This is a genomic window from Enterococcus songbeiensis, assembly GCF_005405265.1.
Lineage (GTDB): Bacteria > Bacillota > Bacilli > Lactobacillales > Enterococcaceae > Enterococcus_C > Enterococcus_C songbeiensis.
In genome coordinates this window covers 1-22,721 of the sequence record NZ_BJDS01000001.1, presented here as the reverse complement: position 1 = coordinate 22,721, position 22,721 = coordinate 1, and the positions used below count along the sequence as shown (strand labels likewise).

At 42.6% G+C, this 22,721-nt stretch carries 26 protein-coding genes and 1 other RNA gene; 18 read left to right on the top strand and 9 right to left on the bottom strand.

Annotated elements, in window-relative coordinates; translation table 11 throughout:
- Window positions 1-16: 16 nt before the first annotated feature.
- The 3 genes from dapD to dapA all read right to left on the bottom strand — a co-directional run bounded on the left by dapD (window position 17) and on the right by dapA (window position 2,450).
- On the bottom strand, window positions 17-730 hold the full coding sequence (gene dapD, locus FFM66_RS00135; RefSeq protein WP_048604218.1) for a 2,3,4,5-tetrahydropyridine-2,6-dicarboxylate N-acetyltransferase: 714 nt from the start codon (window positions 728-730) through the stop codon (window positions 17-19).
- 3 nt (window positions 731-733) lie between these two features.
- Window positions 734-1,501, bottom strand: coding sequence for a 4-hydroxy-tetrahydrodipicolinate reductase (gene dapB / locus FFM66_RS00130; protein ID WP_137604649.1), 768 nt, complete (start codon window positions 1,499-1,501; stop codon window positions 734-736).
- 67 nt (window positions 1,502-1,568) lie between these two features.
- Window positions 1,569-2,450 (bottom strand): 4-hydroxy-tetrahydrodipicolinate synthase, encoded by an 882-nt coding sequence (gene dapA, locus FFM66_RS00125; protein WP_137604648.1) that lies wholly within the window; start codon window positions 2,448-2,450, stop codon window positions 1,569-1,571.
- Window positions 2,451-2,634: 184 nt separating this feature from the next.
- On the opposite strand from dapA, the gene FFM66_RS00120 reads away from it, so the two are divergent.
- The 6 genes from FFM66_RS00120 to FFM66_RS00095 all read left to right on the top strand — a co-directional run bounded on the left by FFM66_RS00120 (window position 2,635) and on the right by FFM66_RS00095 (window position 7,722).
- The gene (locus tag FFM66_RS00120; protein WP_137604647.1) at window positions 2,635-3,789 is read left to right on the top strand and encodes a M20 metallopeptidase family protein; all 1,155 of its coding nucleotides are present in this window, start codon (window positions 2,635-2,637) and stop codon (window positions 3,787-3,789) included.
- Window positions 3,790-3,811: 22 nt separating this feature from the next.
- Window positions 3,812-5,131 carry a diaminopimelate decarboxylase gene (gene lysA / locus FFM66_RS00115; protein ID WP_048604214.1) on the top strand — a complete coding sequence of 440 codons (1,320 nt, stop codon included), beginning with the start codon at window positions 3,812-3,814 and terminating at the stop codon, window positions 5,129-5,131.
- Window positions 5,115-5,954 (top strand): diaminopimelate epimerase, encoded by an 840-nt coding sequence (gene dapF / locus FFM66_RS00110; RefSeq protein ID WP_137604646.1) that lies wholly within the window; start codon window positions 5,115-5,117, stop codon window positions 5,952-5,954. Before lysA ends, dapF begins: the two co-directional genes overlap by 17 nt.
- 51 nt (window positions 5,955-6,005) lie before the next feature.
- Complete coding sequence (locus FFM66_RS00105; RefSeq protein ID WP_048604212.1) at window positions 6,006-6,674, top strand: HAD family hydrolase; 669 nt, start codon at window positions 6,006-6,008, stop codon at window positions 6,672-6,674.
- 79 nt (window positions 6,675-6,753) lie between these two features.
- Window positions 6,754-6,984, top strand: a complete 231-nt coding sequence (locus FFM66_RS00100) for a heavy-metal-associated domain-containing protein (protein WP_048604211.1) — start codon at window positions 6,754-6,756, stop codon at window positions 6,982-6,984.
- A gap of 78 nt (window positions 6,985-7,062) precedes the next feature.
- Window positions 7,063-7,722 carry a Crp/Fnr family transcriptional regulator gene (locus FFM66_RS00095; protein WP_137604645.1) on the top strand — a complete coding sequence of 220 codons (660 nt, stop codon included), beginning with the start codon at window positions 7,063-7,065 and terminating at the stop codon, window positions 7,720-7,722.
- A gap of 49 nt (window positions 7,723-7,771) precedes the next feature.
- Here the strand turns inward: FFM66_RS00095 and FFM66_RS00090 are convergent, their stop codons facing one another.
- A complete protein-coding gene (locus FFM66_RS00090; RefSeq protein ID WP_137604644.1) occupies window positions 7,772-9,205 on the bottom strand; it encodes a flotillin family protein in 1,434 nt (477 codons plus the stop codon).
- On the bottom strand, window positions 9,202-9,633 hold the full coding sequence (locus tag FFM66_RS00085) for a hypothetical protein (protein ID WP_137604643.1): 432 nt from the start codon (window positions 9,631-9,633) through the stop codon (window positions 9,202-9,204). Before FFM66_RS00085 ends, FFM66_RS00090 begins: the two co-directional genes overlap by 4 nt.
- Before the next feature lie 229 nt (window positions 9,634-9,862).
- On the opposite strand from FFM66_RS00085, the gene FFM66_RS00080 reads away from it, so the two are divergent.
- The 9 genes from FFM66_RS00080 (at window position 9,863) to FFM66_RS00040 (ending at window position 16,959) form a co-directional block, all read left to right on the top strand.
- Entirely contained in the window at window positions 9,863-10,573 is a 711-nt protein-coding gene (locus tag FFM66_RS00080) for a zinc metallopeptidase (RefSeq protein WP_048604207.1), read from the top strand.
- A gap of 110 nt (window positions 10,574-10,683) precedes the next feature.
- Window positions 10,684-12,030, top strand: coding sequence for an RsmF rRNA methyltransferase first C-terminal domain-containing protein (locus tag FFM66_RS00075; RefSeq protein WP_137604642.1), 1,347 nt, complete (start codon window positions 10,684-10,686; stop codon window positions 12,028-12,030).
- A gap of 65 nt (window positions 12,031-12,095) precedes the next feature.
- Window positions 12,096-12,431 carry a hypothetical protein gene (locus tag FFM66_RS00070; protein ID WP_048604205.1) on the top strand — a complete coding sequence of 112 codons (336 nt, stop codon included), beginning with the start codon at window positions 12,096-12,098 and terminating at the stop codon, window positions 12,429-12,431.
- A gap of 156 nt (window positions 12,432-12,587) precedes the next feature.
- Window positions 12,588-13,103, top strand: coding sequence for a tRNA adenosine(34) deaminase TadA (tadA, locus tag FFM66_RS00065; protein ID WP_137604641.1), 516 nt, complete (start codon window positions 12,588-12,590; stop codon window positions 13,101-13,103).
- A 39-nt stretch (window positions 13,104-13,142) separates the two neighbouring features.
- Window positions 13,143-13,229, top strand: an RNA gene (ffs, locus tag FFM66_RS00060) — signal recognition particle sRNA small type.
- A 296-nt stretch (window positions 13,230-13,525) separates the two neighbouring features.
- The gene (locus FFM66_RS00055) at window positions 13,526-14,908 is read left to right on the top strand and encodes a bifunctional metallophosphatase/5'-nucleotidase (RefSeq protein WP_137604640.1); all 1,383 of its coding nucleotides are present in this window, start codon (window positions 13,526-13,528) and stop codon (window positions 14,906-14,908) included.
- A gap of 34 nt (window positions 14,909-14,942) precedes the next feature.
- Window positions 14,943-15,563 (top strand): YutD family protein, encoded by a 621-nt coding sequence (locus FFM66_RS00050; protein WP_048604202.1) that lies wholly within the window; start codon window positions 14,943-14,945, stop codon window positions 15,561-15,563.
- A 3-nt stretch (window positions 15,564-15,566) separates the two neighbouring features.
- Window positions 15,567-16,340 carry a TIGR01457 family HAD-type hydrolase gene (locus FFM66_RS00045; RefSeq protein WP_048604201.1) on the top strand — a complete coding sequence of 258 codons (774 nt, stop codon included), beginning with the start codon at window positions 15,567-15,569 and terminating at the stop codon, window positions 16,338-16,340.
- Entirely contained in the window at window positions 16,333-16,959 is a 627-nt protein-coding gene (locus FFM66_RS00040) for a TIGR01906 family membrane protein (protein WP_137604722.1), read from the top strand. The genes FFM66_RS00045 and FFM66_RS00040 overlap by 8 nt, the downstream gene beginning before the upstream one ends.
- 45 nt (window positions 16,960-17,004) lie before the next feature.
- Here the strand turns inward: FFM66_RS00040 and FFM66_RS00035 are convergent, their stop codons facing one another.
- The 3 genes from FFM66_RS00035 to FFM66_RS00025 form a co-directional block, all read right to left on the bottom strand.
- The gene (locus tag FFM66_RS00035; protein WP_048604199.1) at window positions 17,005-17,514 is read right to left on the bottom strand and encodes a phosphatidylglycerophosphatase A family protein; all 510 of its coding nucleotides are present in this window, start codon (window positions 17,512-17,514) and stop codon (window positions 17,005-17,007) included.
- A 138-nt stretch (window positions 17,515-17,652) separates the two neighbouring features.
- Window positions 17,653-18,264, bottom strand: coding sequence for a bis(5'-nucleosyl)-tetraphosphatase (symmetrical) YqeK (yqeK, locus tag FFM66_RS00030; RefSeq protein ID WP_137604639.1), 612 nt, complete (start codon window positions 18,262-18,264; stop codon window positions 17,653-17,655).
- A gap of 2 nt (window positions 18,265-18,266) precedes the next feature.
- A complete protein-coding gene (locus FFM66_RS00025; protein ID WP_137604638.1) occupies window positions 18,267-19,247 on the bottom strand; it encodes an NAD(P)/FAD-dependent oxidoreductase in 981 nt (326 codons plus the stop codon).
- A gap of 175 nt (window positions 19,248-19,422) precedes the next feature.
- On the opposite strand from FFM66_RS00025, the gene FFM66_RS00020 reads away from it, so the two are divergent.
- A complete protein-coding gene (locus FFM66_RS00020; RefSeq protein WP_048604196.1) occupies window positions 19,423-20,010 on the top strand; it encodes a peptidylprolyl isomerase in 588 nt (195 codons plus the stop codon).
- 53 nt (window positions 20,011-20,063) lie between these two features.
- Here FFM66_RS00020 and FFM66_RS00015 read toward each other — a convergent pair whose 3' ends face one another.
- On the bottom strand, window positions 20,064-21,233 hold the full coding sequence (locus FFM66_RS00015; protein ID WP_137604637.1) for a MalY/PatB family protein: 1,170 nt from the start codon (window positions 21,231-21,233) through the stop codon (window positions 20,064-20,066).
- An 88-nt stretch (window positions 21,234-21,321) separates the two neighbouring features.
- Between FFM66_RS00015 and FFM66_RS00010 the strand changes: the two genes are divergently transcribed.
- Together FFM66_RS00010 and FFM66_RS00005 are read left to right on the top strand one after the other, a co-directional pair.
- Window positions 21,322-21,702, top strand: coding sequence for a CvfD/Ygs/GSP13 family RNA-binding post-transcriptional regulator (locus FFM66_RS00010; RefSeq protein WP_048604194.1), 381 nt, complete (start codon window positions 21,322-21,324; stop codon window positions 21,700-21,702).
- A gap of 70 nt (window positions 21,703-21,772) precedes the next feature.
- Window positions 21,773-22,135, top strand: a complete 363-nt coding sequence (locus FFM66_RS00005) for a hypothetical protein (RefSeq protein ID WP_048604193.1) — start codon at window positions 21,773-21,775, stop codon at window positions 22,133-22,135.
- Window positions 22,136-22,721: the final 586 nt, after the last annotated feature.

Genomic DNA, 22,721 nt, shown 5'->3' with positions numbered 1-22,721 from the left:
AGCTGTTTTTTTGAAATCATCCCCGCAAATCATCCAGAAATTCGGTTTTTGCGACGGTTTTTTCGTCTTTCATTTTAATGATTCGAGCGGGGGAGCCAGCAACGACTGCACCAGCAGGAACATCTTCTGTGACAACGGAACCGGCTGCGACAACGGCATCTTTGCCTACTCGAACACCTTCAAGAACGACGGCGTTCGCACCGACAAGTACGTTGTCTTCAATCACGACAGGACTTGCAGAAGGTGGTTCAAGAACGCCGGCTAATACTGCACCGGCACCAATATGAGCTTTTTTACCTACAGTTGCACGAGCGCCTAAAATAGCCCCCATGTCGATCATCGTTTCTTCGCCAACGACCGCACCGATATTGATTACCGCCCCCATCATGACAACGGCATTTTTGCCAATGACTGCTTGATCGCGAATGAAGGCACCTGGCTCGATACGGGCATCCACACTAGTCAGATCCAGTAAAGGAATCGCAGAATTGCGGCGATCATTTTCTAAATGAGAAAATTTGATTTTTTCTTGATGCTCTGCCAAAAATGTTTGAATCGGTTCTGCATCGCCAATAGCCAGCCAAAATTCTTCACTGCCGAACAATTTGACATGTTCACTTGTGACGGTGGACAGATCACCTTGAATGTAGGCTTTGACCGGAGTTTCCTTGGTCGCATTTTTAATGTATTTTGCTAATTCATACGGATTGGAAAATTGAAGTTCAGACATAAGTTACCTCGTTTCTTTCGTTTCTAGTAAATCAGCCATGCTGTAAAGTCCGGCTGGTTGTTGCAGTAAAAAGGCGGCGGCTTTCAAAGCACCGTTTGCAAAAATATCCCGAGATAAAGCAGTGTGGGTCAGTGTAATGATTTCATCAGGACCGGCATAAAGAACAGTGTGTTCACCGGGAATCGTTCCCCCTCTGACAGCGTGAATGCCCATTTCATTTAAAGCATTTTCGTTCTCATTACCAGAACGACCAAAAATATAGTTCTTCTTTTCCTCCAGCGTTTCATTGATACTGTCTGCTAAAAGCAAGGCAGTTCCACTGGGGGCGTCTTTTTTCTGGTTGTGATGTTTTTCAATGATTTCAATATTAAAATCAGCTGCTAATGATGGGGTGATAGCTTGCAGGGCTTTGATCAGGACGTTGATTCCCAAAGACATATTGGCGGAATAAAAAACGGGAATAACTTGAGCAGCAACCGCCAACATGGTTTTTGTTTCTTCTGATAGACTAGTTGTTGCTACCACTACTGGCCAATTACGTGTGACACAAACGTTTAGTAATTCCGGAACGACACTGTAATGGGAAAAATCAATCACAAGATCAATCGTTTCTTTGACTTCTGCCGGAGATTGATAAACAGGAAAAGCACCCGTGCCATTTGCTTGACGATCGATACCGGCAACGACTTCTAAATCCGGCTGTTGGGCAATCAACTGCTGCAACACCTGACCCATACGTCCATTGCTGCCGCTTAATAAAATTTTCTTCATGGTGACCTCCTTTTTTGTTTCGCTTTTTTGCGGGATGTTTTTTCTAACGAAAAATAAATTGGTTGGGTTATAAAAGACTGTAGGCAGTCATTTCACGTCGTAGTGCGGCTAAGGTGCTTTCTTCTGGTTTATCCAGCGGCAAGCGATAGGTCATGTCGCATTTTCCTAATAAAGAGACTGCGGCTTTGATAGGAACAGGATTGACTTCACTAAAAATCACATCAATCAGTGGTTTTTGCGCCAATTGGATGTTGCGGGCAGTTTTGAGATCGCCAGCGAAAAAGCTACGAACCAAAGTTGCTGTTTCTTGTGGGGCAATGTTGCCAATAGTAGAAATCACACCCGATCCCCCCACCGATAAGATTGGCAGGACTTGATCGTCGTTGCCGGAATAAAGAGCAAAGTCCTCATCTACCAAGCGGGCAATTTCAACGATTTGTGAAATGTCTCCGCTGGCTTCTTTGATTCCTTTGACATTTGGAATTTTTTTCAATTCTGCCACGGTATCCGGTGTTAAGTTCATGCCGGTACGAGAAGCAACAGAATATAAGATGACTGGCAGCGAAACTGCACCACAGATTGCTTGATAATGGGTAATCAGACTTTTTTTCGTTGCTTTATTATAATAAGGAGTAACGACGAGAAGGGCATCTGCGCCCACCCGTTCCGCTTCTTTTGATAAATGAATCCCGTGTTGGGTATTATTTGATCCGGTGCCGCCAATCACAGGAATTCTTCCCGCTGCTTGTTTGACGACGGCTTCAATGACAGCGATGTGTTCTTCGTCATCCAGTGTCGAAGCTTCTCCTGTCGTACCGCAAGCGATGATTGCGTTGGAGCCCTTTTCGATATGCCACTCCACTAATGCTTTCAGCTTATCAAAGTTCACCTTTCCATCTTCATTCATGGGTGTGACCAACGCCACGCCAGAGCCTTCAAAAATTGCCACTTTCGACACATCCTCTCATTTTATCTTTCTTTTCAAGAATCCAACGCCAATCGGAAAAATTATCTGAAATTTTTTTTTATTCAAATTATTATTGGATTATTGGAATTATATACTATAATGTAAAAAAATATCAATGGTTATCCCTGAACAAACGAGTTTAATTTTGAGAGAAGGACTGAACGAGATGATTATTCAACCAGAAATCCAAGCATTGTTGCCGGACGTGACTGCATTTCGCCGAGAACTGCATCAAATTCCAGAATTAGGATTGCAAGAATTTCAAACGATCGCCTATTTAAAAAAACAATTGGCCTCTTTTGGCATTCAAGAGATTCACCAAGTGTTGGATACGGCATTAGTAGTAGTATTTGAAGGAGAGCTTCCCGGAAAAACGATTGCTTTTCGGACGGATATTGATGCGTTGCCGGTCACAGAGGAAACTGGTGCTTCCTTTGCATCAAAAATTCCCGGTCGGATGCATGCCTGCGGACACGATGGGCACATGGCGACCATGTTAGGGTTCGCCAAATATTTAGCAGAACATCCGGAAGTTATCCAAGGAAAAATCCTGTTGCTCTTTCAACCGGCAGAAGAAGGTCCGGGGGGCGCACAGTTAGTGATTGATGCAGGTATTTTAACGAAATATGGCGTGGATGAAATTGTGGGGCTACATCTTTTTCCGGAATTTGATGAAGGAAGGATTGCTTGTCGAAAAGGCGGCATGATGGCCCGCAATGGAGAAGTGACCTTAACGATTACGGGGCAAAGTGCACACGGGGCTCAGCCACAACAAGGAGCAGATGCGATTTTAGCTGCTGCTGCCGTGATCCAAGGCGTGCATTCGATTATTTCCCGCAACCTTAGCCCGCTGGATTCTGCTGTGCTGACATTTGGAGATATTCAAGGAGGAGAAGCCATGAATATTATTGCCGGAAAAGTCGTGATCCACGGAACAATGCGGGCATTTAGCGACACCGTTTACGATACGATGGTGGAACGAATCACGCGTTTGACGACAGAAATTGCACAAGGCTACGGCTGTCGCGGGGAAGTTTTTTTCAATCATATGTACCGAGTAGTTGACAATAATCCGCAAATGGTTGAAAATCTAGAGAAAATCGCTGGGGATAGTTATGTGGAATCACCGCCGTATCTGTTGGCGGAGGATTTTTCGATGTATCAGCAGGAAATTCCGGGTTTGTTTTTCTTTGTCGGTACTCGTAATGAAGAAAAAGGCTACACGTATCCACTCCACAGCGGGAAAATGCAGTTTGATGAAAAAAATCTGTTGGGGGGCATTCAATGTTACCTCCAGTTAATCGAGGCGTTAAACAACTAGGAAGCAACGAAGGAGCGAAAAAATGAAAGCAACGAAAAAGAATCATTTATATTGGGATGGCTGTGACACGGTCGCCTTAGCAGAGAAATACGGAACGCCACTTTATGTCTTTTCTGAGACGGAAATCGTGGCGCAATGTCGTGCCCTACATGAAGAATTTTTGGATCGTTACCCAAAGACACGGGCAGCCTATGCCAGTAAAGCTTTTTCTACTTTAGCGATGGTGAAGATTATCCAGCGGGAAGGGTTGTCGTTAGACGTCGTGAGCGGCGGCGAATTAGTTACAGCGATTCAAGCAGATTTTCCTGCTGAAAGAATTGAATTTAACGGAAACAACAAGTCGGTGGAAGAATTAGAGATGGCTGTGGACTATGGCGTTGGACGAATCATTGTTGATAGTTTGCAGGAAGTTGCTTTGCTGCGGGAAATCTGTCGTACTAAAGAAAAAAAAGCGAAAATTCTCTTTCGTATCACACCGGAAGTCAAGGTGGATACCCATGCATTTATTTCGACGGGGCAAAAAGATTCAAAATTCGGAATTCCTTTGGATGAAGGCATTTTATTTCCCCAAATTCAAGAAGCAATCGAAGCACCGGAAATCGAATTTTACGGGTTTCATTTTCATGTGGGTAGCCAGTTGTCGGATAACCGGGCACATTTGGCAGCAGCAAAGGTTTCGTTGCAATTGATGCTTGAGGTGCATGAACGATTTGATTATGTCATCAAGGAATTGAATTACGGCGGCGGTTTTGGGGTGCGCTACACGGAGCAGGATGTGCGGATGCCCTACAGCTATTTCTTGACACCGTTAATGGATTTGACGGAGGAATTTTGTGAAACCCAGAATCTTCCTCGCCCAGAAATCGTTATCGAACCCGGTCGCAGTATCGTTGCTGAAGCAGGTATTACGTTGCACAAAATCGGCAGTATCAAAGAGTTACCAGGCATTCGCAAATACGTCAGCATTGATGGCGGTATGACCGATAATATTCGTCCAGGATTGTACCAAGCAACTTATACAGGAGTAGTGGCAAATAAAGCGGATGAACCAGCAACTCAAACTGTGACGATTTCTGGAAAAGCTTGCGAAAGTACCGATATATTAATCAAGGATCTGGAAATTCCTGATGTTTCTGCTGGTGATCTTTTTGCAACCTTTACTACAGGAGCCTATGGGTATTCTATGGCCAGCAATTACAATAAATTGCCGATTCCACCGGTAGTTTTGGTAAAAGACGGGGAGTCGCAACTGATTGTTAAAGGACAAAGCTACCAGCAATTACTGGAAAACGAGCAGCCTTATCAAGCATTTGGAGGTAGAGTAGATGAAAATTCCCTTTAATAAAATGCAAGGTGCAGGCAATGATTTTATTGTCATCAATAACCAAGAACTGGGTTTATCCGGCGAAGAGCTGTCAACCTTAGCGAAACAAATCTGCCAGCGAAAACGTTCCGTTGGCAGTGATGCGTTGATGGCTCTAGATACCCCGCAAGCCGACGGTGATTTTCGGATGCGGTTTTATAATGCAGACGGCACGGAAGCCGAAATGTGCGGCAATGGGGCACGCTGTATCGCCCGATATGCCTATGAAAAGGGACTAGCAACGGATACAATGACGATCGAAACGGTGGCAGGAGATGTAAAAGCTTGGCGTTTGGATGCCCGTCGTTACAAAGTTCAACTTAACGAACCTACCCATACCCATTTTGATTGGGATTTCTCAGACGATTTGGATAAAATCGTGACTCAAGTGGATTATGTTGAGTTAGGGGACCCGGCGATTCCTCATTTAGTGATCCATTATCCAGCACTTGCAGAAAAAAACTTGGCTGACTTGCAAGATCTGGCAAAGAAATTGCGTTTTTGGGAAAAGTTACCAAAAGGTGCCAATGTGAATTTTTATGATTTCATGGAAAATGGAGATGTCTTGGTGCGTACCTTTGAACGTGGCGTGGAGGATTTTACCTTAGCTTGCGGTACAGGTTCCGGCTCAGTGGCCTACGTTCTGACTGAAAAAAAATTGACACCGCAAAATCCGGTTGTGATCCAAGTTTTAGGTGGTACACTGGAAGTAGAGGTAAAGGATCGTGAGCTTTATTTGATGGGAGATACCAATATTATCATCGAAGGCTTGATTACGGATGAAGATTTACCACAGCAATAGGTAGATTTTCTACTTCACCGGAAGTAAAAACAGCTGAGGAGCAAAAAATTTATGGAAGCAATTATTTTTGATATGGATGGTGTACTGATCGATTCAGAGTACAGTTATTTCGAGGCGAAGGATGGTGTATTGGCGGCAGCCGGAAAATCGGTGCCCAGCAGTTACCATGGCAAATTTATGGGAACATCGTATCTGTATACTTGGGAGACAATGAAACAAGAACTCGATTTACCAAAGCCGGCAGAAGCATATGTGGCAGAAATGATCCAACGACGACAAGAAATTATTGATCGTGATGGGATTCGCCCGATCAAAGGAGCCATAGAACTGGTGCAACGCTTGGCCGAAGAACAACAGGTTTTGGCAGTGGCTTCTTCTTCTCCATTAACTGAAATCGAACGTTCTTTGCGAACCATTGGAATCTATGATCATTTCAAGGTCATTACCAGTGGCGAAGAGGTGACTCATTCCAAACCTGCACCGGATGTTTATCTTTTGGCAGCGAAACGATTGGGTGTAGATCCCGCAGCCTGTGTTGCATTGGAAGATTCTCCCAACGGCAGCCAAGCGGTCAAAAATGCCAACATGATGTGTGTTGGTTTTGCCAATCCAGACTACCCAAAACTGACTTTAGCTTCAGATTGGGTAGTGGACAGCTATGATTTTTTGACGGCGACAACTTTGACAGAGAAATTTTCTGAATATCAAGCAAAAAACTGATTTTTCTTGACAGCTATCAATTTTTTTCCGCGGCTTTGGTCCTATACTAGAGCCATAGAAAAGAAAGAGGGAATTTCTCATGGAAAAAGTAATTATTCAATTAGACGCATTGACTTGCCCATCATGTATGCAAAAAATCGAAAGTGCAGTCGGACATCAAGCAGGTGTTGAAAAGGTCAAGGTTTTGTTCAATGCCGGTAAAGTAAAAGCCGAAATTGACAGCAGCCAAATCAGTGCAGACACCGTAGTCAAAGTTATTGAAGACCTTGGTTATGAAGTGAAAGGAACGAAGGTTAAAGAACTCGTCTAAGCGTTCCAGTTGACGAAAGGGTATACTTGCGGTTAGATAAAGGTAGGAAAAAAGTAAGGAAAAGAGACGATAAGCGAAATGACTCATGAGCATATTTGTGTGACGCTGGTTCCATTATTCAATCATTTGGATCTTGAGGAACAAAGAAAAATCAATCAGTTGGTCACCCATCAAGTTTTTGAAAAAGGGGAACAAATCGTTACTCCTGAGGGCGATCCGCAGCTTGTGATTGTTGCTCGTGGGAATATGAAGGTCTATCAGCTTTCACCTGCCGGACGAGAACAACTGTTACGGGTAGTAGAACCCGGCGGCTACGAAGGAGAAAGCCAACTGTTTGGTGCGCAAAATGATACACTCTTTGGTGAAGCTCTACAACAAACGGAGGTCTGTGTTTTGAAGCATCAGGATTTCCAGCAATTATTGTTGCGTTATCCCCAACTCAGCTTACGATTGCTAGAAATCAATGCGGAAAAAATGACTAAGGTTGAGCAGCAAACACAATTTCTGATGATGGAAAAAGTCGAAGAACGTTTAGCGACCTATCTCTTAGATTTGTATAAAGTCGGTGGCGAAGCGAATGTCACTATTCCGATGAAAATGAAGGAATTAGCCGCTTTTCTGGGAACGACGCCGGAAACCCTTTCCCGCAAGTTAAAATTGTTAGAAGACCACCAACTGATTCAACGCAAAGGCAGCCGCATCACACTGCTGGATTTGGACGGGTTGGAGGATATGTAAAAAAGACCAAAAAGCGGATTCGCTTTTTGGTCTTTTAGCATTTTGTAGGCTATTCTTTTTCAGAAACTTCTGCATGCTTCGGTTCTGCAGGAGCGGCTGGGGTTGCTTCTTTTACTGCGGCAACCAGTTCTTGGTTTCCAGCCCGGTTTGCCATTGTGTCGTTGATTAGTGACACGAGGTCGAGTCCGGTGGTTTCTTTGATGGTATCAAAAGTACGTGCTAAACCGGCTTCTCCCATTTCAGGTAATCCGTCACCACTGCCAAAGCTGACCACCTTGTCGATGTTGCTTAATGGTGCATTGACTTCTTTGGCGATTGCAGGCAAGACTTTGATGAATTCCATCAAAATACCGGCTTCGTTCAGTTTGGTCAAGGCGATAGCCATTTTTTCTTTGCTGTCGGCTTCGGCTTGCCCGACTTTTGCAATCCGTTCAGCGTCGGCTGCACCAAGTTTGGCAATTCGTTCTGCTTCGGCATTAGCAGCCAATTTGATTTTCTCTGCATCAGCTTCAGCTTGTGCGATTTCTTTTGCTTTTTCAGCTAAGGCATTTTGTTCCACCACGTACTTGTCGGCTTCGGCTTGTTTCCGCAAGGTTGCGGTTAGTTGCTTCTCAGTTAATTCGGCTTGTTTTTCTTGGATTTCAATATTTTTATCTTGTTCGATTAAGTTGATCTTCATTTTTTCACCAACGGCAATCTGTTCAGCTTGCGCGTCAGCAACTTCTTGTTCCTGCTTGTATTGAGCTTGTTTTAACGCCATATCTTTGTTGGCTTCGGCGATTTCGGTTTGGCGACGAATTTCTTCGTGTTTTGCCAACTGTTCGTTTTCTGCCTGTTTGATTCGTGTTTCCCGTAACGCATTTGATTCAGCAACTTCGGCATTTTTCTTCACTTCAGCAATTTGCGGACGTCCTAAAGCGTCCAGATAGCCATTGGTGTCGCTAACGTCTTTGATAGTGAAGGAAACAATTTCCAATCCCATTTTCTTCAAATCGGTGGAAGCGACATTTTGAACTTGTTCAGCAAAGTCGTCGCGATTTTTGTAAATTGCTTCAACCGTCATCGTTCCCAAAATTGCCCGCAAGTGACCTTCCAAAACTTCTTTTGCTTCATCTTCTAATTCTTCCGTTGATTTGCCAAGGTATTGCTCAGCGGCAGTTTTGATGGATTCGTTGCTGTTGCCGACTTTCACCAACACGGTGGCGCTGGCTTTGATTGGAACACCTTGTTCTGTGTAAACTTCCGGGGTGCCAATTTCTAATTTATGGGTCAGCAAGCTCAATTTATGGGCCTTTTGAACGATGGGGATAACGAAAGTCCCGCTGTTTTTCAAAATCTTGATGCCTTCTTTACCTAAAAATGATCCGGTAACGATTAAAGCTTCATCGGGTTTTCCGATGCGGTAGCGAATCATTAGAAAAGCGATCAAAGCAAGTACGGCGATTACGATCCAAAAAATTGGATTTGCAAGTAAATCTGTCATTTTTCCACTCCCTGTTCTATAAAGTTTTGATTTTTCACAACTAAAGCGATTCCTTCTCGATCAAAGTCGATGATGAGTACCTTTGTTCCAACTGGCAATAGGAGATTTTCTTGGATGTCCTTTTCCCGAAATAAACGGGCAGGATGGATTGAACGGGCAGAGCCGCTGCCGGTTTCCATGACTTCCCCAAGAGCGTCACCATGGATTTTTTCTGTCAATTCTCCTAATACATAGTCGTCTTCGATTAAAACATTGCTTTTGTTGCGATCTGTCAGCCGATTGTACAGCATCATGAAAGGGGTCAAAAGCAGACTGAAAACGGCAAATAGTACAGCCAATACCAGTAGGATCAAAAGAAACCATGCTACACCAGTGACGAAGGGTGGTAGCTGGTTGAGCGACTCGATCAGCTGACGTAACGGATTCATCCCATTTTCCTCACCTTCTTTGAAAAGTTGTTAGGTTTATCATAAGCGAAGTAGGTAGCGTATTCAAGGAAAGTGTGTAACAGAATTGTAATTATTCGAAAACGCATTTTTTTGTGTATTCAGTAAAAAAAGACGAAAAGTATTAATTAAAAATTTTTCCGGCTCTTTTCACAAAATATTCAAAGGTTTAATGGTAAAATAAAGACAAACGAAATAGGAGGATGGAACCATGTACGGTTATGGAATGGGACTGAGTTTTTTTGACCCGACATTTATTTTAGTCATTATTGGATTGGTGATCTCAATGGCGGCTTCGGCATATGTCAATCACACCTTCCGAAAATTTGATGAGGTACGTAGCAGAAATAATGTAACTGGTACGCAAGCCGCACAATTCATCTTGCAAAGTCAGGGGATCACAGATGTTGGGGTCCAAGGTATTTCCGGCGATTTAACGGATAACTATAATTCGAAAACGAAACTATTAAGTCTATCACAGGCAACGGCACAATCGACTTCGGTTGCGGCAATCGGTGTAGCAGCCCATGAATGTGGGCACGCTGTTCAGGATGCGAAGGGATATTTTCCGTTACGGCTACGGGCAGCCATCGTTCCGGTGGCGAATTTGGGCTCTTCGTTGGCATTACCAATTATCCTCATCGGCGTTTTGCTGCGGGGACAATTTTTAATCAACTTAGGTCTGATTGCATTTTCATTGGCGTTGCTTTTTCAGTTAGTCACTTTGCCGGTAGAATTTGATGCCTCAAGACGGGCATTAAAGATCTTAGGGGATGGTGGACTGTTGACAGCAGAAGAAGTTCCGATGGCGCGCAAAGTGTTGATAGCGGCGGCATTGACCTATGTGGCAGCAGCCATTAGTACCTTCTTGCAATTGTTACGGTTGGTCCTACTGTTTGGCGGAAACAATCGGCGAGATTAAGCAAAGAATAAAATTTTTCCTCTCTTTTTAATAGGGAGGATTTTTTTGTTGCAGAAATTTCCAAATATGTTTATTATATTTTTTGCAAAAATATAGTTGGAAGTGAAACGATGAAGGTACCTGTTGCTTTTAAAGAAAAATATTTGCGCTTATTGGGGGAAGAAGCTGCCGCTTTTTTTACTGCGATTGAAGAGGAAACCCCTCAAAAAGCTTTTCGTATAAATCTATTGAAACCTGCGGCAAAGGAGATGCTGAAGGGCTACGTTTCTGAAAAGAAACCGGCGCCTTATGCACCAGAAGGCTATCTTGGGGAAGTCAGCGGAAAATCACTGCTGCACCAAGCAGGTTATGTGTACAGTCAGGAACCAAGCGCCATGATCGTAGCTACGGTTGCGGCAGCTCAGCCAGGAGAAAAAGTATTGGACCTGTGTGCCGCTCCTGGTGGAAAAACGACCCAATTAGCGGGACAAATGAAAAATAAAGGGTTATTAGTCGCAAATGAAATTTTCCCCAAACGAGCAAAAATTTTAGCGGAAAATGTGGAGCGTTGGGGAGCTGCCCATACGATCGTTACCAATCATGCCCCTCATGAATTGGTTTCTCATTTTCGTGGCTTTTTTGATCGCATTGTGGTGGATGCTCCTTGTTCTGGTGAGGGGATGTTTCGGAAAGATCAGCAGGCAATCAATGAGTGGACTGCTGAAACGCCCGAGGAATGTGCCAAACGGCAAAAAGAAATTTTAGCTTCGGCGATCCAAATGCTGCAAACAGAGGGGACATTAATTTATTCTACCTGCACCTTTGCACCGGAAGAAAATGAAGAAATCATCAGCTGGCTGGTAGAAAATTATCCTCTGACAATCCAACCCATTCATCAATTAGGTGTTTCCCACGGGCGTCCAGAGTGGGGCAGTGTAGCTGGCTTAGAAAACACGGTTCGGTTGTGGCCCCACAAAAATCAGGGAGAAGGTCATTTTGTTGCGAAATTAGTTTTTCATGGAAAAAATGAAGCCCCCAAAAAACGGAACAAACGCCAAACGAGTCTTGATCGTCCTACGCAACAATTGTGGGAGAAGGTCAGTCATCAATTACCAGCACCTGCGCAAGGAAAGCTGACTGTTTTAGGTGACCAATTGTGGCTACTACCGGAAATGGCGCCTGATTTGAATGGGGTGCGTTTTTTGCGGGCGGGCGTTCATTTAGGCACTCTCAAGAAAAACCGCATTGAACCAAGTTATTCCTTTGCGATGGCTATTCAGGAGCCGACAAACTATCCTCATCTTTCCTTAACGAAGAAAGAATGGGAACACTATGTGGCAGGTGAAACGATTCCTAAAGCCGGCAACGCCGGATGGGTCCTACTGTGTGTCGAAAAAATCCCGGTTGGTTTTGGTAAACAGGTGCAGGGAGTTATTAAAAATTTCTTTCCAAAAGGATTAAGATTCCACGCATCCTAGAGCTAACATTATTCATATTTTTTCCAATATGCTATCATAGAAGTAAGGATAAGGAGCTGATATGAATGAAAACTTCAACAAAAGTAACGATTGGATTAAGTATTGCTGCAGTAGCGGGAATCACAACGGTTGCTGTCGTTTCGGACAAATTGGTGAACAAATTGAAGCGTTCCACAGATCGCCGCAAGGTAAGGAAATTTGTTGATGACAAATTTCATGGCAATGAACGATTGTTGGATGTTGTGGATAATTTGACCGATGAGGATTTGGATTCATTGATGAATATCATGCACAAAATCAAAGACAGCCGTAAACAAATCTCTGTCTATGGTGAAAATGTCAAAGACACAACGGAACTGTTGCGCAATAAATTGATGAGCTTCATTGATTCCGTGTTCTAACCAATACTTTTTCCAAAACGCTTGATTCTTTTCCGATGATGTTACGGAAGCGGGTCAAGCTTTTTTTGTCCAGTATTTCTTGGCTGTTCACCGAAAATTATGCTAAAGTAATTATCAGATTGATAAAATGAAAGGGTCATGGATCGGAGGAACCTTGTGGAAAAAGTCAGCACATTGAGTCAGGCTGAAAAAGAATTTTTTATGGAAGAAGCTATTAAGGAAGCCCATAAAGCAGGCGAGAAAAAGGAAGTTCCCATTGGTGCTATCGTCGTATTGGACGGCAAAATCATTGGACGAGGACATAATCTGCGGGAAGAAACCCAAGATGCTACGGCACACGCCGAAATGTTTGCCATTCGAGAGGCCTGTCGGGAGTTGGCAAGTTGGCGTTTAGAAGGTGCGCAACTGTTTGTCACCCTTGAACCTTGTACCATGTGCAGTGGAGCGATGCAGCTTTCCCGAGTAGAAGAAGTCTATTTTGGTGCGTACGATCCCAAAGGAGGAACAGCCGGAACTTTCATGAATTTGTTGGAAGATCAGCGCTTCAATCATTGGAGCTATGTTGAAGGCGGCATTTTGGAAGAGGCGTGCGGACAGCTACTGACAACTTTTTTCAGAGAACTGCGGGCAAAGAAAAAACAACGCCGACAAAATTCTTTGGAGAAAGACTAGCCAAAACTAGAAATATACGATATACTTATTTTTGCCGAAAGGCTAGGACAATGGTTGGCTTGTGAAGCGTGTCAGATCTGGAAGGAAGCAGCACTAAGCGAGTTCAGCCATGTGTCTTATTAAATAAGAAACCCAAAGAGCGCAAGGCTCTTTTTTTTGTCTCATGAATGACCAAAACAGAACGTGTTAAAAGGCGCTATCATCGGTCTTTTAACACGTTCTATTTTTGATTAAAAAAAGGGAACCAAAGAGAAATGCAATCATCGGCTATCCCTTTATTCCTTTAAGAAGCAAGGGATTTCTTTTATCAAAATTAGGTATGGCTGAGTTAGTTGGATTACTGGCAAAAAAAGACACCTACGACTATAATAGAAAAAATAATCAGTCCATAAAATTGAGAAGAAAAGAAACGAGGCGAGCTGATGGAAAAAATCGTGGTTTTACATACCAATGATCTCCACTCTCATTTAGAAAATTGGCCGAAAATTCGGCGTTATATCGATCAACGAAAACGGGAAGTGAGCCAGCTGGGAGCGACTCCGTTGGCCGTTGATCTTGGGGATTTTACAGATCGTTGGCATCCATTGAGTGAGGCAACGAACGGACAAGCAAATGTCCAACTGATGAATCAAATCCATTATGATGCAGCAACGATTGGCAACAATGAGGGAGTTGGAAATTCGAAAGAAGAGTTGGATCATCTTTATGATCAGGCGAATTTTGATGTTCTTCTTGCCAATTTGTATGATAAAGCGACGCTTCAATTGCCGTCATGGGCAAAGCCTTATAAAATCATTACTACCCCACAAGGAAGTAAAGTCGGTTTGATTGCTTTGACTGCACCTTTTCCTTTAACCTATGCGCCAAATGGATGGGATATCCGCCAACCGATGGAAATTTTGGCAAATTTGGCACGTACTTTGCGACCACAGGTGGATTTACTGATACTGATGAGTCATTTGGGAATTGAAGACGATCAACTGATTGCCAACGAATTACCGATGATTGATCTGATTCTCGGTTCCCACACGCATCATTTGTTCAAAGAGGGCAAAGTTGTCAACGATGTTCAATTGGCTGCCGCCGGCAAATTTGGGCGATACATTGGTGAGGTGACGGTCACGCTTGATGATCAAAAACAAATTCTTCATCAAGAAGCACGGACGATTGAAACGTCAGATTTACCGGTTTTTCCTGAAGATCAAGCGGAAATTGACTATTATATGGAGGAAGGACACCGTTTGCTGAAAAATAAAGTCATGGCGGATCTGCCAGTTGAATTGTCTCTAGACCCTGAAGCAGAACATGCGCTAATCAAAGAAACACTAGCGGCAGTTAAAGAACGAGGAAAAACTGAGGCAGCACTGTTGAATACCGGTTTGTTTTTGGCGCCCTTACCAAAAGGAATCGTCGATCAAGACCAGCTGCATACTACTTTACCCCATCCAATGCATTTGATTCGGGTTACTTTGAAGGGAAGAGATGTTATCCGCTTGGTGGCAGAAATTGAAAAAAACCGTAATTTTTTGCGGAATTTCCCGATTCTGGGCATGGGTTTTCGTGGCAAAATTTTTGGACAAATCGTTTATGACGGCATTTTTTATGATGCCACGAATCACCAAGTATATTGGCAGGATCGTCCGATAGATCCGGACAAAGACTATCGACTGACTACGGTGGATCACTTGATGTTTGTGCCGTTTTTCCCTACCATCGAAATTGCCGGAACCCACGAATTTTTGTTTCCTGAATTTATTCGCAGTGTATTGGGCAACTACTTGCATGCTCACTATCCAATCCTATAAAAACAAGGTATAATGACAAATAGGTGGTGAAAAAATGTCAAAAGAAAAACAGCCTGAAAAGGCAACCGTGACAGACGAGCTGACCAGCGTGATCGAAGAAATTATTGAAGAACCTGTGAAACCCCAAAAAGGGGAAATCGTGACAACAATCAGCGATACAGATTTTATGATCGGCAGCCGTCAATACAAATTAGTTAGAAATCATCGTGAAGGGTTTGACCTTGAAAAATTGGGGGAACGCTACAGCGAGGTTTTAGCACGTTATGATTATATCGTTGGGGATTGGGGCTATGAACAATTACGGCTCAAAGGGTTCTTTGACACCGACAATCGTAAAGCTTTTCCCGATCAACGAATCGATACACTGGAAGATTATCTTTATGAATATTGCAATTTTGGCTGTGCTTACTTTGTGATCCAACGGGTAGGGGGCAAGAAAGAAAAAGGACATCCTCGACAACGACGAAAGAAGAGTCCAGCAACTGGAGAAAACCAGCAAGCCCATCTCTCTGAAAAACGTGAAGCGATCCCGCAGCGTAAAGTAAAACCAGTAATCAAAAATCGAAAAGATAAAGAAAAAACGAAGAAAACGAATGACAACCGCCCCAAAGCTGGAAAAAAAGAGGGCTTCGTGATTCGTCAACGGGAAGATTAATTGATGACATATAAAGGATATTTGATTGATTTAGATGGAACGATTTATCTGGGAACGCAACCGATCCCAGCTGGCAAACGCTTTGTTGAAAAACTGCAGCAGCAAAACATTCCTTTTTTATTTGTGACGAACAATACGACCCGCAGTCCACAAACCGTGGCGGATCGTTTAAAGAATGAGTTTGATATCCATGTAGGAGCAGAAACAATCTACACTGCCAGTCTTGCGACGATTGATTTCATGAAAGACGATAACAAAGGTAAAAAAGTTTTTGTGATTGGTGAAGCTGGTTTGATTGATTTGATTCTAGCCGCCGGATTTGAGTGGGAAGAAACCAACCCGGATTATGTGGTGGTGGGCTTGGATAACCAAGTCACCTATGAAAAATTTGTACTGGCGACCTTAGCCATCCAAAAGGGTGCTACGTTTATTGGCACAAATTCAGACAAAAATATTCCTACCGAACGGGGACTGCTTCCAGGTGCCGGTTCTCTAATCAGCATGGTGGAAACTGCTACGCAGACTCAACCAATTTACATTGGTAAGCCAGAAGCTATCATTATGGAAAAAGCGGTGGAAAAAATCGGATTGGCCAAGGAAGATGTCATTATGGTAGGGGACAATTATGAAACCGACATTCGTTCGGGATTGAATAATGGCGTAGATACCTTGTTGGTGCTTTCCGGCTTTACGCCAAAAGCTGCGGTACCAACTTTACCTGTACAACCGACCTTTGTTTTAGATTCTTTGGATGAATGGATTATTGCAGATGAATAAATGGCAGGAACGACTGGGGATCGTATTGGTTTTTTTGACATTGATCAGTTTAGCAGGAATCTTGGCAATCAACAGCCGCCCCTTGTATGTTTGGGCGATTGACCACTTAGAGATTCTCTCCTACACCGAGCTATCAAAAACCGAACTTCTAAAAAATTATGATTTGCTGATGAACTTTTTGAATAATCCCTTCAACACAACCCTTTCCTTACCGGATTTTCCAATGTCCGAAGCGGGGCGCGGTCATTTCTATGATGTGAAAAAATTGTTTCTGCTGGATTATGGGATTTTTCTAGCGACGGTGATTCCCAGCGGTCTATTTTTCCGGCGTATGTGGAAAGAAAAACGGTTGTGGCATCTGATCCGTCCTTTTCAATGGGGCATGGCGGTACCGGTTGTTTTAGGCAGCTTGATGGCAATCGGTTTTGATACTTTTTTTGTGAAATTTCATGAATTGTTTTTTGCAAATGATGATTGGTTGTTTGATCCGGTGACAGACCCGATCATCAATGTTTTGCCGGAAGATTATTTCATGTACTGCTTTATTTTAGCCTTCTTGCTGATTGAACTCTTTTTCTTTCTCGTCGTTTTAAGCGGCAAGCGGCAATTAAAAAAATAAAAAATGGTTAGCGATCCGTTTAAGGAATCGCTAGCCATTTTTGTTTTATTGGGTGATAGAGCTGGATTTTGTCGGGTGTTGATGGGCAAGGCGACTAGCAGCTGAAGCGGCGATTGCTCCCACGATATCATCAAGAAAAGTGTGAACATGTTTGCCGTCATGGGCGTTGAGTTCCTTCAAAATTCCCGGTTTGATTTTATCGATATAGCCGTAATTGGTAAAGCCGATTGATCCGTAAACATTGACGATCGACAGCGCCAAAATTTCATCGATGCCATAAAGCCCTTCATCTTCCGCAACGATTTCCTGCAACGGATCACAAAGCTTGCCTTCTTCCGCCAGCAGATCCAACTGAATACCGGTGATGATGGTGTTATGAACTTCTCGTTTTGTCAAAACGCTGTCTACACTTTCGATACATTGCTCCAACGTGATTCCCTCAATATAATCCTTTTGCAAAAATAAAACCAGCTCACCGATATCTTTGAGAGTCACCCCTCGAGATGCCAATAAGTTCCGCGCCTTTTCTTCTAAGGTATTTTTTTCAATAACCATGAAACGTCCTCCTCATTCATCTAGTAGTAGCAACTTTTGTCCTTGTTTTTTCTTTTTAATAGTCTAAAGCAGGAGTTGATACCTTCTCATCAATCGTAGCGCATTCCCATTGTTGAATCAAATGAAAGAATCGTCAAATTAGTCAAGCTTTTTTTTCAGTTCTTCCCGTGCCGCAACAGCGAAAGGATGAGGAACCTGTAAATCTTCTCCGAACAGCCAATCGAGATAGCAAAGACAGCCGAGGGACATCGATTCTTTTAAAGCAAGCTGCAATTCAGATAAAAAAGGCGGAGTTTCTTGGCGATCCCAACGAATTTTATCTGCCAGGAAAACAACTTGATCTAGCGGTGTTGCATGAGATTTTAATGTAGTATGACAAGCAATAGCAGAAAGAATTTCTTCATCCTCGATTAAAAAACAACTCTCTGCCAAAATAGCCGATTGCTGCTGATGTAAAAGCATTGGCAGTTGTTTTTCTTCTGGGAGGATTTCCTTCCCCAATTCCTCATGAAAGAATATCCGTTGATCGTCAGGAATTACAATACTGATATCATGCAGCAAGCCAGCTGTATAGGCTGCTTCTTGCGAAACACCAAAGTGGCTGGCAAGATGGCGGGCCTCCGATGCGACCGCCAGCAAATGAGGCAGGATCATCTCTGTCGGTATTTGATTTTTAAAAAGAAATTCTTCAATCTGGGAAGAAAGCGTTGCTGATTCAAAGGATTGTTTGTAATCTGCTAAAGTTTTCATTGTTATTCCTCTCCAAACAAACTACTGCTATGTCCTGGCTGGGTGCGGGTCTTAGGATCGATGTAGTGCAGTGCATTATTGACAGCCGTCGGTGCTTCACCAAAACCAGTCGCAATCAATTTGACTTTCCCGTCATACAACGCAACATCTCCGCAGGCATAAACACCGGGTATTGAAGTCTGCATCGTACTTTCCACGAAAATTCCTTGTCTGGTACTGTCTAAGCCCCAGTTTTTTAAATTTAGCGAAGAGGTAAAGCCGTAATTTACGATTAAATAATCCACGGCTAAATGGACACTTTCTTCTCCTTTGACATTTTGCAGGACTATTTCAGATAGGCGTTCGTCACCTTGTAACTCACTGATAACGTAAGGGGTTAGAATGTTGACAGAGGATTCTTTTAATTTGTTCACGCTGTGTTCGTGTCCACGAAATTCGGCCCGGCGGTGGATCAAGGAGACTTCTGCCGCAATCGGCTCCAACATCAATGCCCAATCCATTGCCGAGTCGCCACCGCCGGCGATGGCAACTTTTTTGCCAGCATATTTCATTAAATCCGTGACATAATAGTCAATGCCGGTAGCTTCAAAAGCTTCACTGCCGGCGACATTCAATTTACGTGGCTGAAAAGAGCCATTCCCTAAAGCCAGAATCACGGATTTCGAGTAATGGACTTCTTTGATTGTCGTGATTTCAATCACATCATCTATCCTCTGAATACCCAGCACTTCTTCTTCCAAACGATAGGTGTGGTTAAACAACGTTAATTGTTTTTCCAAGTTTTTAACTAATTCGCCGGCTTTGATTTTTGGAGAACCGGGAATGTCATAAATATATTTTTCAGGATACAGGGTAGCCAATTGTCCGCCAAGTTGAGGCAGACTATCAATCAATTTGGTTTTTGCGTTACGCATACCAGCATAAAATGCCGCAAACATACCGCTGGGACCTGCACCAATAATCGTTACATCGTAGATATCCATTAAAAGCTCCTTTGTTCTTTTTTAGAAGATTTCTCAAAACCTCTTAGAAAAAACACGAGTGAATTAAAAATCCTTCATTCTAGTTGCATTATAACAAAAAAGCGAGAAAGAAACGTGGCAAAAAATCGTTTTTCTGCTATCATTAGGCTACATCAACTATGAGGAGGAGATTTTTTTGTCTCAATTTCCACAATTATCAGCAGAACATGCAACTGGACATCAAGCAACGATTAAAACGAACCGCGGGGATATCACCGTTCAACTTTTCCCTGAATTAGCACCTAAAACCGTGAAAAACTTTGTTGAATTAGCTAAAAAAGGCTACTACGACGGAATTATTTTTCACCGTGTTATCCCTGATTTTATGATTCAAGGCGGCGATCCAACTGGTACTGGCATGGGCGGTGAAAGTATTTACGGCGGCGATTTTGAAGATGAATTTTCAAAAGAACTGTTCAATATTCGCGGAGCCTTGTCGATGGCAAATTCCGGACCTAATACAAACGGCAGTCAATTTTTCATCGTGAACAATCAAAACGTTCCCGGCAATATGTTAGGCCAATTGGAAGGGGCAGGCTACCCTTCTGAAATCATCGAAGCATATAAAGCAGGGGGAACCCCTTGGTTAGACTTCCGTCATACAGTTTTCGGACACGTAATCTCTGGAATGGATGTTGTAGATGAAATCGCCAATGCTCAAAGAGGACCTCAAGATCGTCCTGTACATGATATTGTGATCGAATCAATCGAAATTACAGAATAAACGCAAAAACCGGACTCATTAGAGCTGTCACAGCCCTGAGTCCGGTTTTTATTTTATTCAGAAAAAGCTTCCGCGATTTGCTGAAGTCCCTGCGCCAAAATTTTACGAGGGCAGGCAATATTAAAGCGCATATGCTGAGTGCCACCCGGTCCAAAAGTGATTCCCGGATTTAACACCACGCTGGCTTCATTAATTAATTTTTCCTGAAGTTGTTTGTCAGAAAGCTGAAAAGCAGAAAAATCCAGCCATAAGAGATAAGTACCTTCAGGTTGTAGAACTTTCAATTTGGGCATCTGATCACGAAAATAGTCGCAGGCGAAGGATAGATTTTCTTGAAGGTAGGTCAACAAGTCCGTCAACCAAACTTCTCCCTCACGATAGGCCGCTTCTGTTCCAATCAGACCAAATGTGTTGATTTGACTTTGTTCTGTTTTCTCCTGCTGAGTTGTAAAACGTTTTTTCAGTTCAGGATTTTTGATAAAGACCATCGAATTTTTGATTCCGGCCAAGTTAAAGGTTTTTGTGGCAGCTGTTAAAACAATTGAAAAGTCGGCAAAATCCGGTTGAACTGTATGGAAAGAAACATGATGATGAGGCTGAAAAATCAAATCTTCATGAATTTCATCACTGATTACTAAAACCTGATGCTTTTGGCACAGACGCCCGACTGCTTGCAACTCTTCTTTATGCCAAACCCGACCACCAGGATTATGGGGATTGCACAAAATAAATAGTTTTATCTGATTATCCACGATTTGGGTCTCCATCGCCGCAAGGTCCATTTCAAAATGACCGTTTCTTTCTATTAGAGTGTTGCGAACCAGTTTCCGCTGATTTGCGGTGACCATTTTGGCAAAAGGCGGGTATACCGGATCATGAATCAAAACGGCATCTCCTGGTTCGGTAAATGCTTGAATAGCAATGGCGATGCTAGGAACCACCCCAGGAGAAAACAAAATTTCTTCTTTCGTTATCCCGTACCCATGTCGTCTTTTTTGCCAGTCAATAATAGATTGGTAAAGACTTTCCGGTGGAATGCTGTAGCCATAGATTCCTTTTTTTACAAATGTCTCCAGAGCTTGAGTCACCGGGCTGGGCGCCATGAAGTCCATATCGGCGACCCAAAAAGGCAAAAGCTTTTCTTTTTTATACGTCTGGGTGATGCTATCCCATTTGACACAGTTGGTATTCCGGCGATCATTAATTTGATCAAATCCCGTCATTTTTTTCTGCCTCCCATCGAAGTCCAATGAGAACTTCAATTTTTTCTTTACTTACAGTATAATGAATTATGCAAAGAGAGGGAACCATATGACATATAAAATTGGACAAATTATAGAAGGAAAAGTGACCGGCATCCAACCTTATGGGGCATTCATTTCATTAGATGACCAAACACAAGGCTTGATCCATGTGTCAGAGATTCAATCAGGGTACACGAAAAATATCCATGATGTAATCAAAGTCGGTGAGGGGGTACGGGTGCAAATCATCGACATTGACGAATATTCTCAAAAAATCAGCTTGTCTCGCCGAACCTTAGAACCAACTTTCGTGCCGAATCGGACCCGACGAAAAAGATATTTTACAAATAAGAATAAAAAAATCGGCTTTGACAGCATCGAAAAAGCACTACCTCAGTGGATCAGTGAAGCGTTGATGCGTCTTCACCAAGAGGGGACGAGAAAATGATTTTGTATGTTTTCTGAAAATATGCTAAAATCTATTCGTGTTAACAGATAAAACAATTGAGGTGGATATTTTGGAAGACAAGAAGGTCGCTGGTACTGTGATGTTACACTTGCAAAACGGCTCAAAGAAATTTTTGATGCATTCAGTTGGAGATACCATCGAGTTAGCATATACAAAATTTTCAAACGACCGCACAGGTTTAGCCAATATTTTACAACTATTAAAAGACACGGCACACTTGGATGTAAACAACTTGAATCTTGTTGAACTGACAAATGGACATATTGATGAAGAAAATATTCCACTTTTTGTTTTTGAAGCGGAAGAAGCAAAGCTGGTGGGGCTACTACCAGACGATTACCATTGGGAAGACCCAGAACGTTTCCAAAAAATCATTGAAGACTATGCGATTGAAGGCGTTCCGTTCTTCTGATAAGTAAAAAAAGCCGAATTCGGCTTTTTTTTTACATTTTTTTCACCCAGATATAGTCCCACGAATTGTTATATTGTTTGCTTTTTATTCGATTTTTGAAAAAAAGTACTATAAAATATAGATTAGTTAGCAGAAAAGCGAATGATTAGGTTCATATTGGCAAAATATCTTTTTTTGGCAAGGCTAAAAAAAGTCTTTTTTTAGTTGACCAAAAGTTTAAGAAGTGGTAAATTAATCAACGGTAACAAAACAGCTCTTCAAAAAAACTTTTTCAGAAAAAAGTTGAAAAAGAGAGTTGACGAAACAAGAAACAGATGTTACTATAACAAAGTCGTCAAACGACGAAAGAAAATAAACCGTGATACAACGTGAAATTTTCCTTTAAAAAGTTGTTGACAAATAACAACTCGTTTGATAAACTAATCAAGTCGCTGTTAAGCAGCTGAAGAAAATTCGATTTAAACACTTTGTTCAAACGAAAAAAACTTCAAACTTTTAGTTGACAATCGCTTGTCAATCTGATATGATTTAAAAGTTGCTGAAACAACGCAGTAGACCTTTGAAAACTGAACAAAGCAAGCAAACG

What these genes read in the sequence shown, in the direction of transcription:
- dapD (WP_048604218.1), bottom strand. Translation starts at nt 730, where the DNA reads ATGTCTGAACTTCAATTTTCCAATCCGTATGAATTAGCAAAATACATT.
- dapB (WP_137604649.1), bottom strand. Translation starts at nt 1,501, where the DNA reads ATGAAGAAAATTTTATTAAGCGGCAGCAATGGACGTATGGGTCAGGTG.
- FFM66_RS00120 (WP_137604647.1), top strand. Translation starts at nt 2,635, where the DNA reads ATGATTATTCAACCAGAAATCCAAGCATTGTTGCCGGACGTGACTGCA.
- lysA (WP_048604214.1), top strand. Translation starts at nt 3,812, where the DNA reads ATGAAAGCAACGAAAAAGAATCATTTATATTGGGATGGCTGTGACACG.
- dapF (WP_137604646.1), top strand. Translation starts at nt 5,115, where the DNA reads ATGAAAATTCCCTTTAATAAAATGCAAGGTGCAGGCAATGATTTTATT.
- FFM66_RS00105 (WP_048604212.1), top strand. Translation starts at nt 6,006, where the DNA reads ATGGAAGCAATTATTTTTGATATGGATGGTGTACTGATCGATTCAGAG.
- FFM66_RS00100 (WP_048604211.1), top strand. Translation starts at nt 6,754, where the DNA reads ATGGAAAAAGTAATTATTCAATTAGACGCATTGACTTGCCCATCATGT.
- FFM66_RS00095 (WP_137604645.1), top strand. Translation starts at nt 7,063, where the DNA reads ATGACTCATGAGCATATTTGTGTGACGCTGGTTCCATTATTCAATCAT.
- FFM66_RS00090 (WP_137604644.1), bottom strand. Translation starts at nt 9,205, where the DNA reads ATGACAGATTTACTTGCAAATCCAATTTTTTGGATCGTAATCGCCGTA.
- FFM66_RS00085 (WP_137604643.1), bottom strand. Translation starts at nt 9,633, where the DNA reads ATGAATCCGTTACGTCAGCTGATCGAGTCGCTCAACCAGCTACCACCC.
- FFM66_RS00080 (WP_048604207.1), top strand. Translation starts at nt 9,863, where the DNA reads ATGTACGGTTATGGAATGGGACTGAGTTTTTTTGACCCGACATTTATT.
- FFM66_RS00075 (WP_137604642.1), top strand. Translation starts at nt 10,684, where the DNA reads ATGAAGGTACCTGTTGCTTTTAAAGAAAAATATTTGCGCTTATTGGGG.
- FFM66_RS00070 (WP_048604205.1), top strand. Translation starts at nt 12,096, where the DNA reads ATGAAAACTTCAACAAAAGTAACGATTGGATTAAGTATTGCTGCAGTA.
- FFM66_RS00055 (WP_137604640.1), top strand. Translation starts at nt 13,526, where the DNA reads ATGGAAAAAATCGTGGTTTTACATACCAATGATCTCCACTCTCATTTA.
- FFM66_RS00050 (WP_048604202.1), top strand. Translation starts at nt 14,943, where the DNA reads ATGTCAAAAGAAAAACAGCCTGAAAAGGCAACCGTGACAGACGAGCTG.
- FFM66_RS00045 (WP_048604201.1), top strand. Translation starts at nt 15,567, where the DNA reads ATGACATATAAAGGATATTTGATTGATTTAGATGGAACGATTTATCTG.
- FFM66_RS00040 (WP_137604722.1), top strand. Translation starts at nt 16,333, where the DNA reads ATGAATAAATGGCAGGAACGACTGGGGATCGTATTGGTTTTTTTGACA.
- FFM66_RS00035 (WP_048604199.1), bottom strand. Translation starts at nt 17,514, where the DNA reads ATGGTTATTGAAAAAAATACCTTAGAAGAAAAGGCGCGGAACTTATTG.
- yqeK (WP_137604639.1), bottom strand. Translation starts at nt 18,264, where the DNA reads ATGAAAACTTTAGCAGATTACAAACAATCCTTTGAATCAGCAACGCTT.
- FFM66_RS00025 (WP_137604638.1), bottom strand. Translation starts at nt 19,247, where the DNA reads ATGGATATCTACGATGTAACGATTATTGGTGCAGGTCCCAGCGGTATG.
- FFM66_RS00015 (WP_137604637.1), bottom strand. Translation starts at nt 21,233, where the DNA reads ATGACGGGATTTGATCAAATTAATGATCGCCGGAATACCAACTGTGTC.
- FFM66_RS00010 (WP_048604194.1), top strand. Translation starts at nt 21,322, where the DNA reads ATGACATATAAAATTGGACAAATTATAGAAGGAAAAGTGACCGGCATC.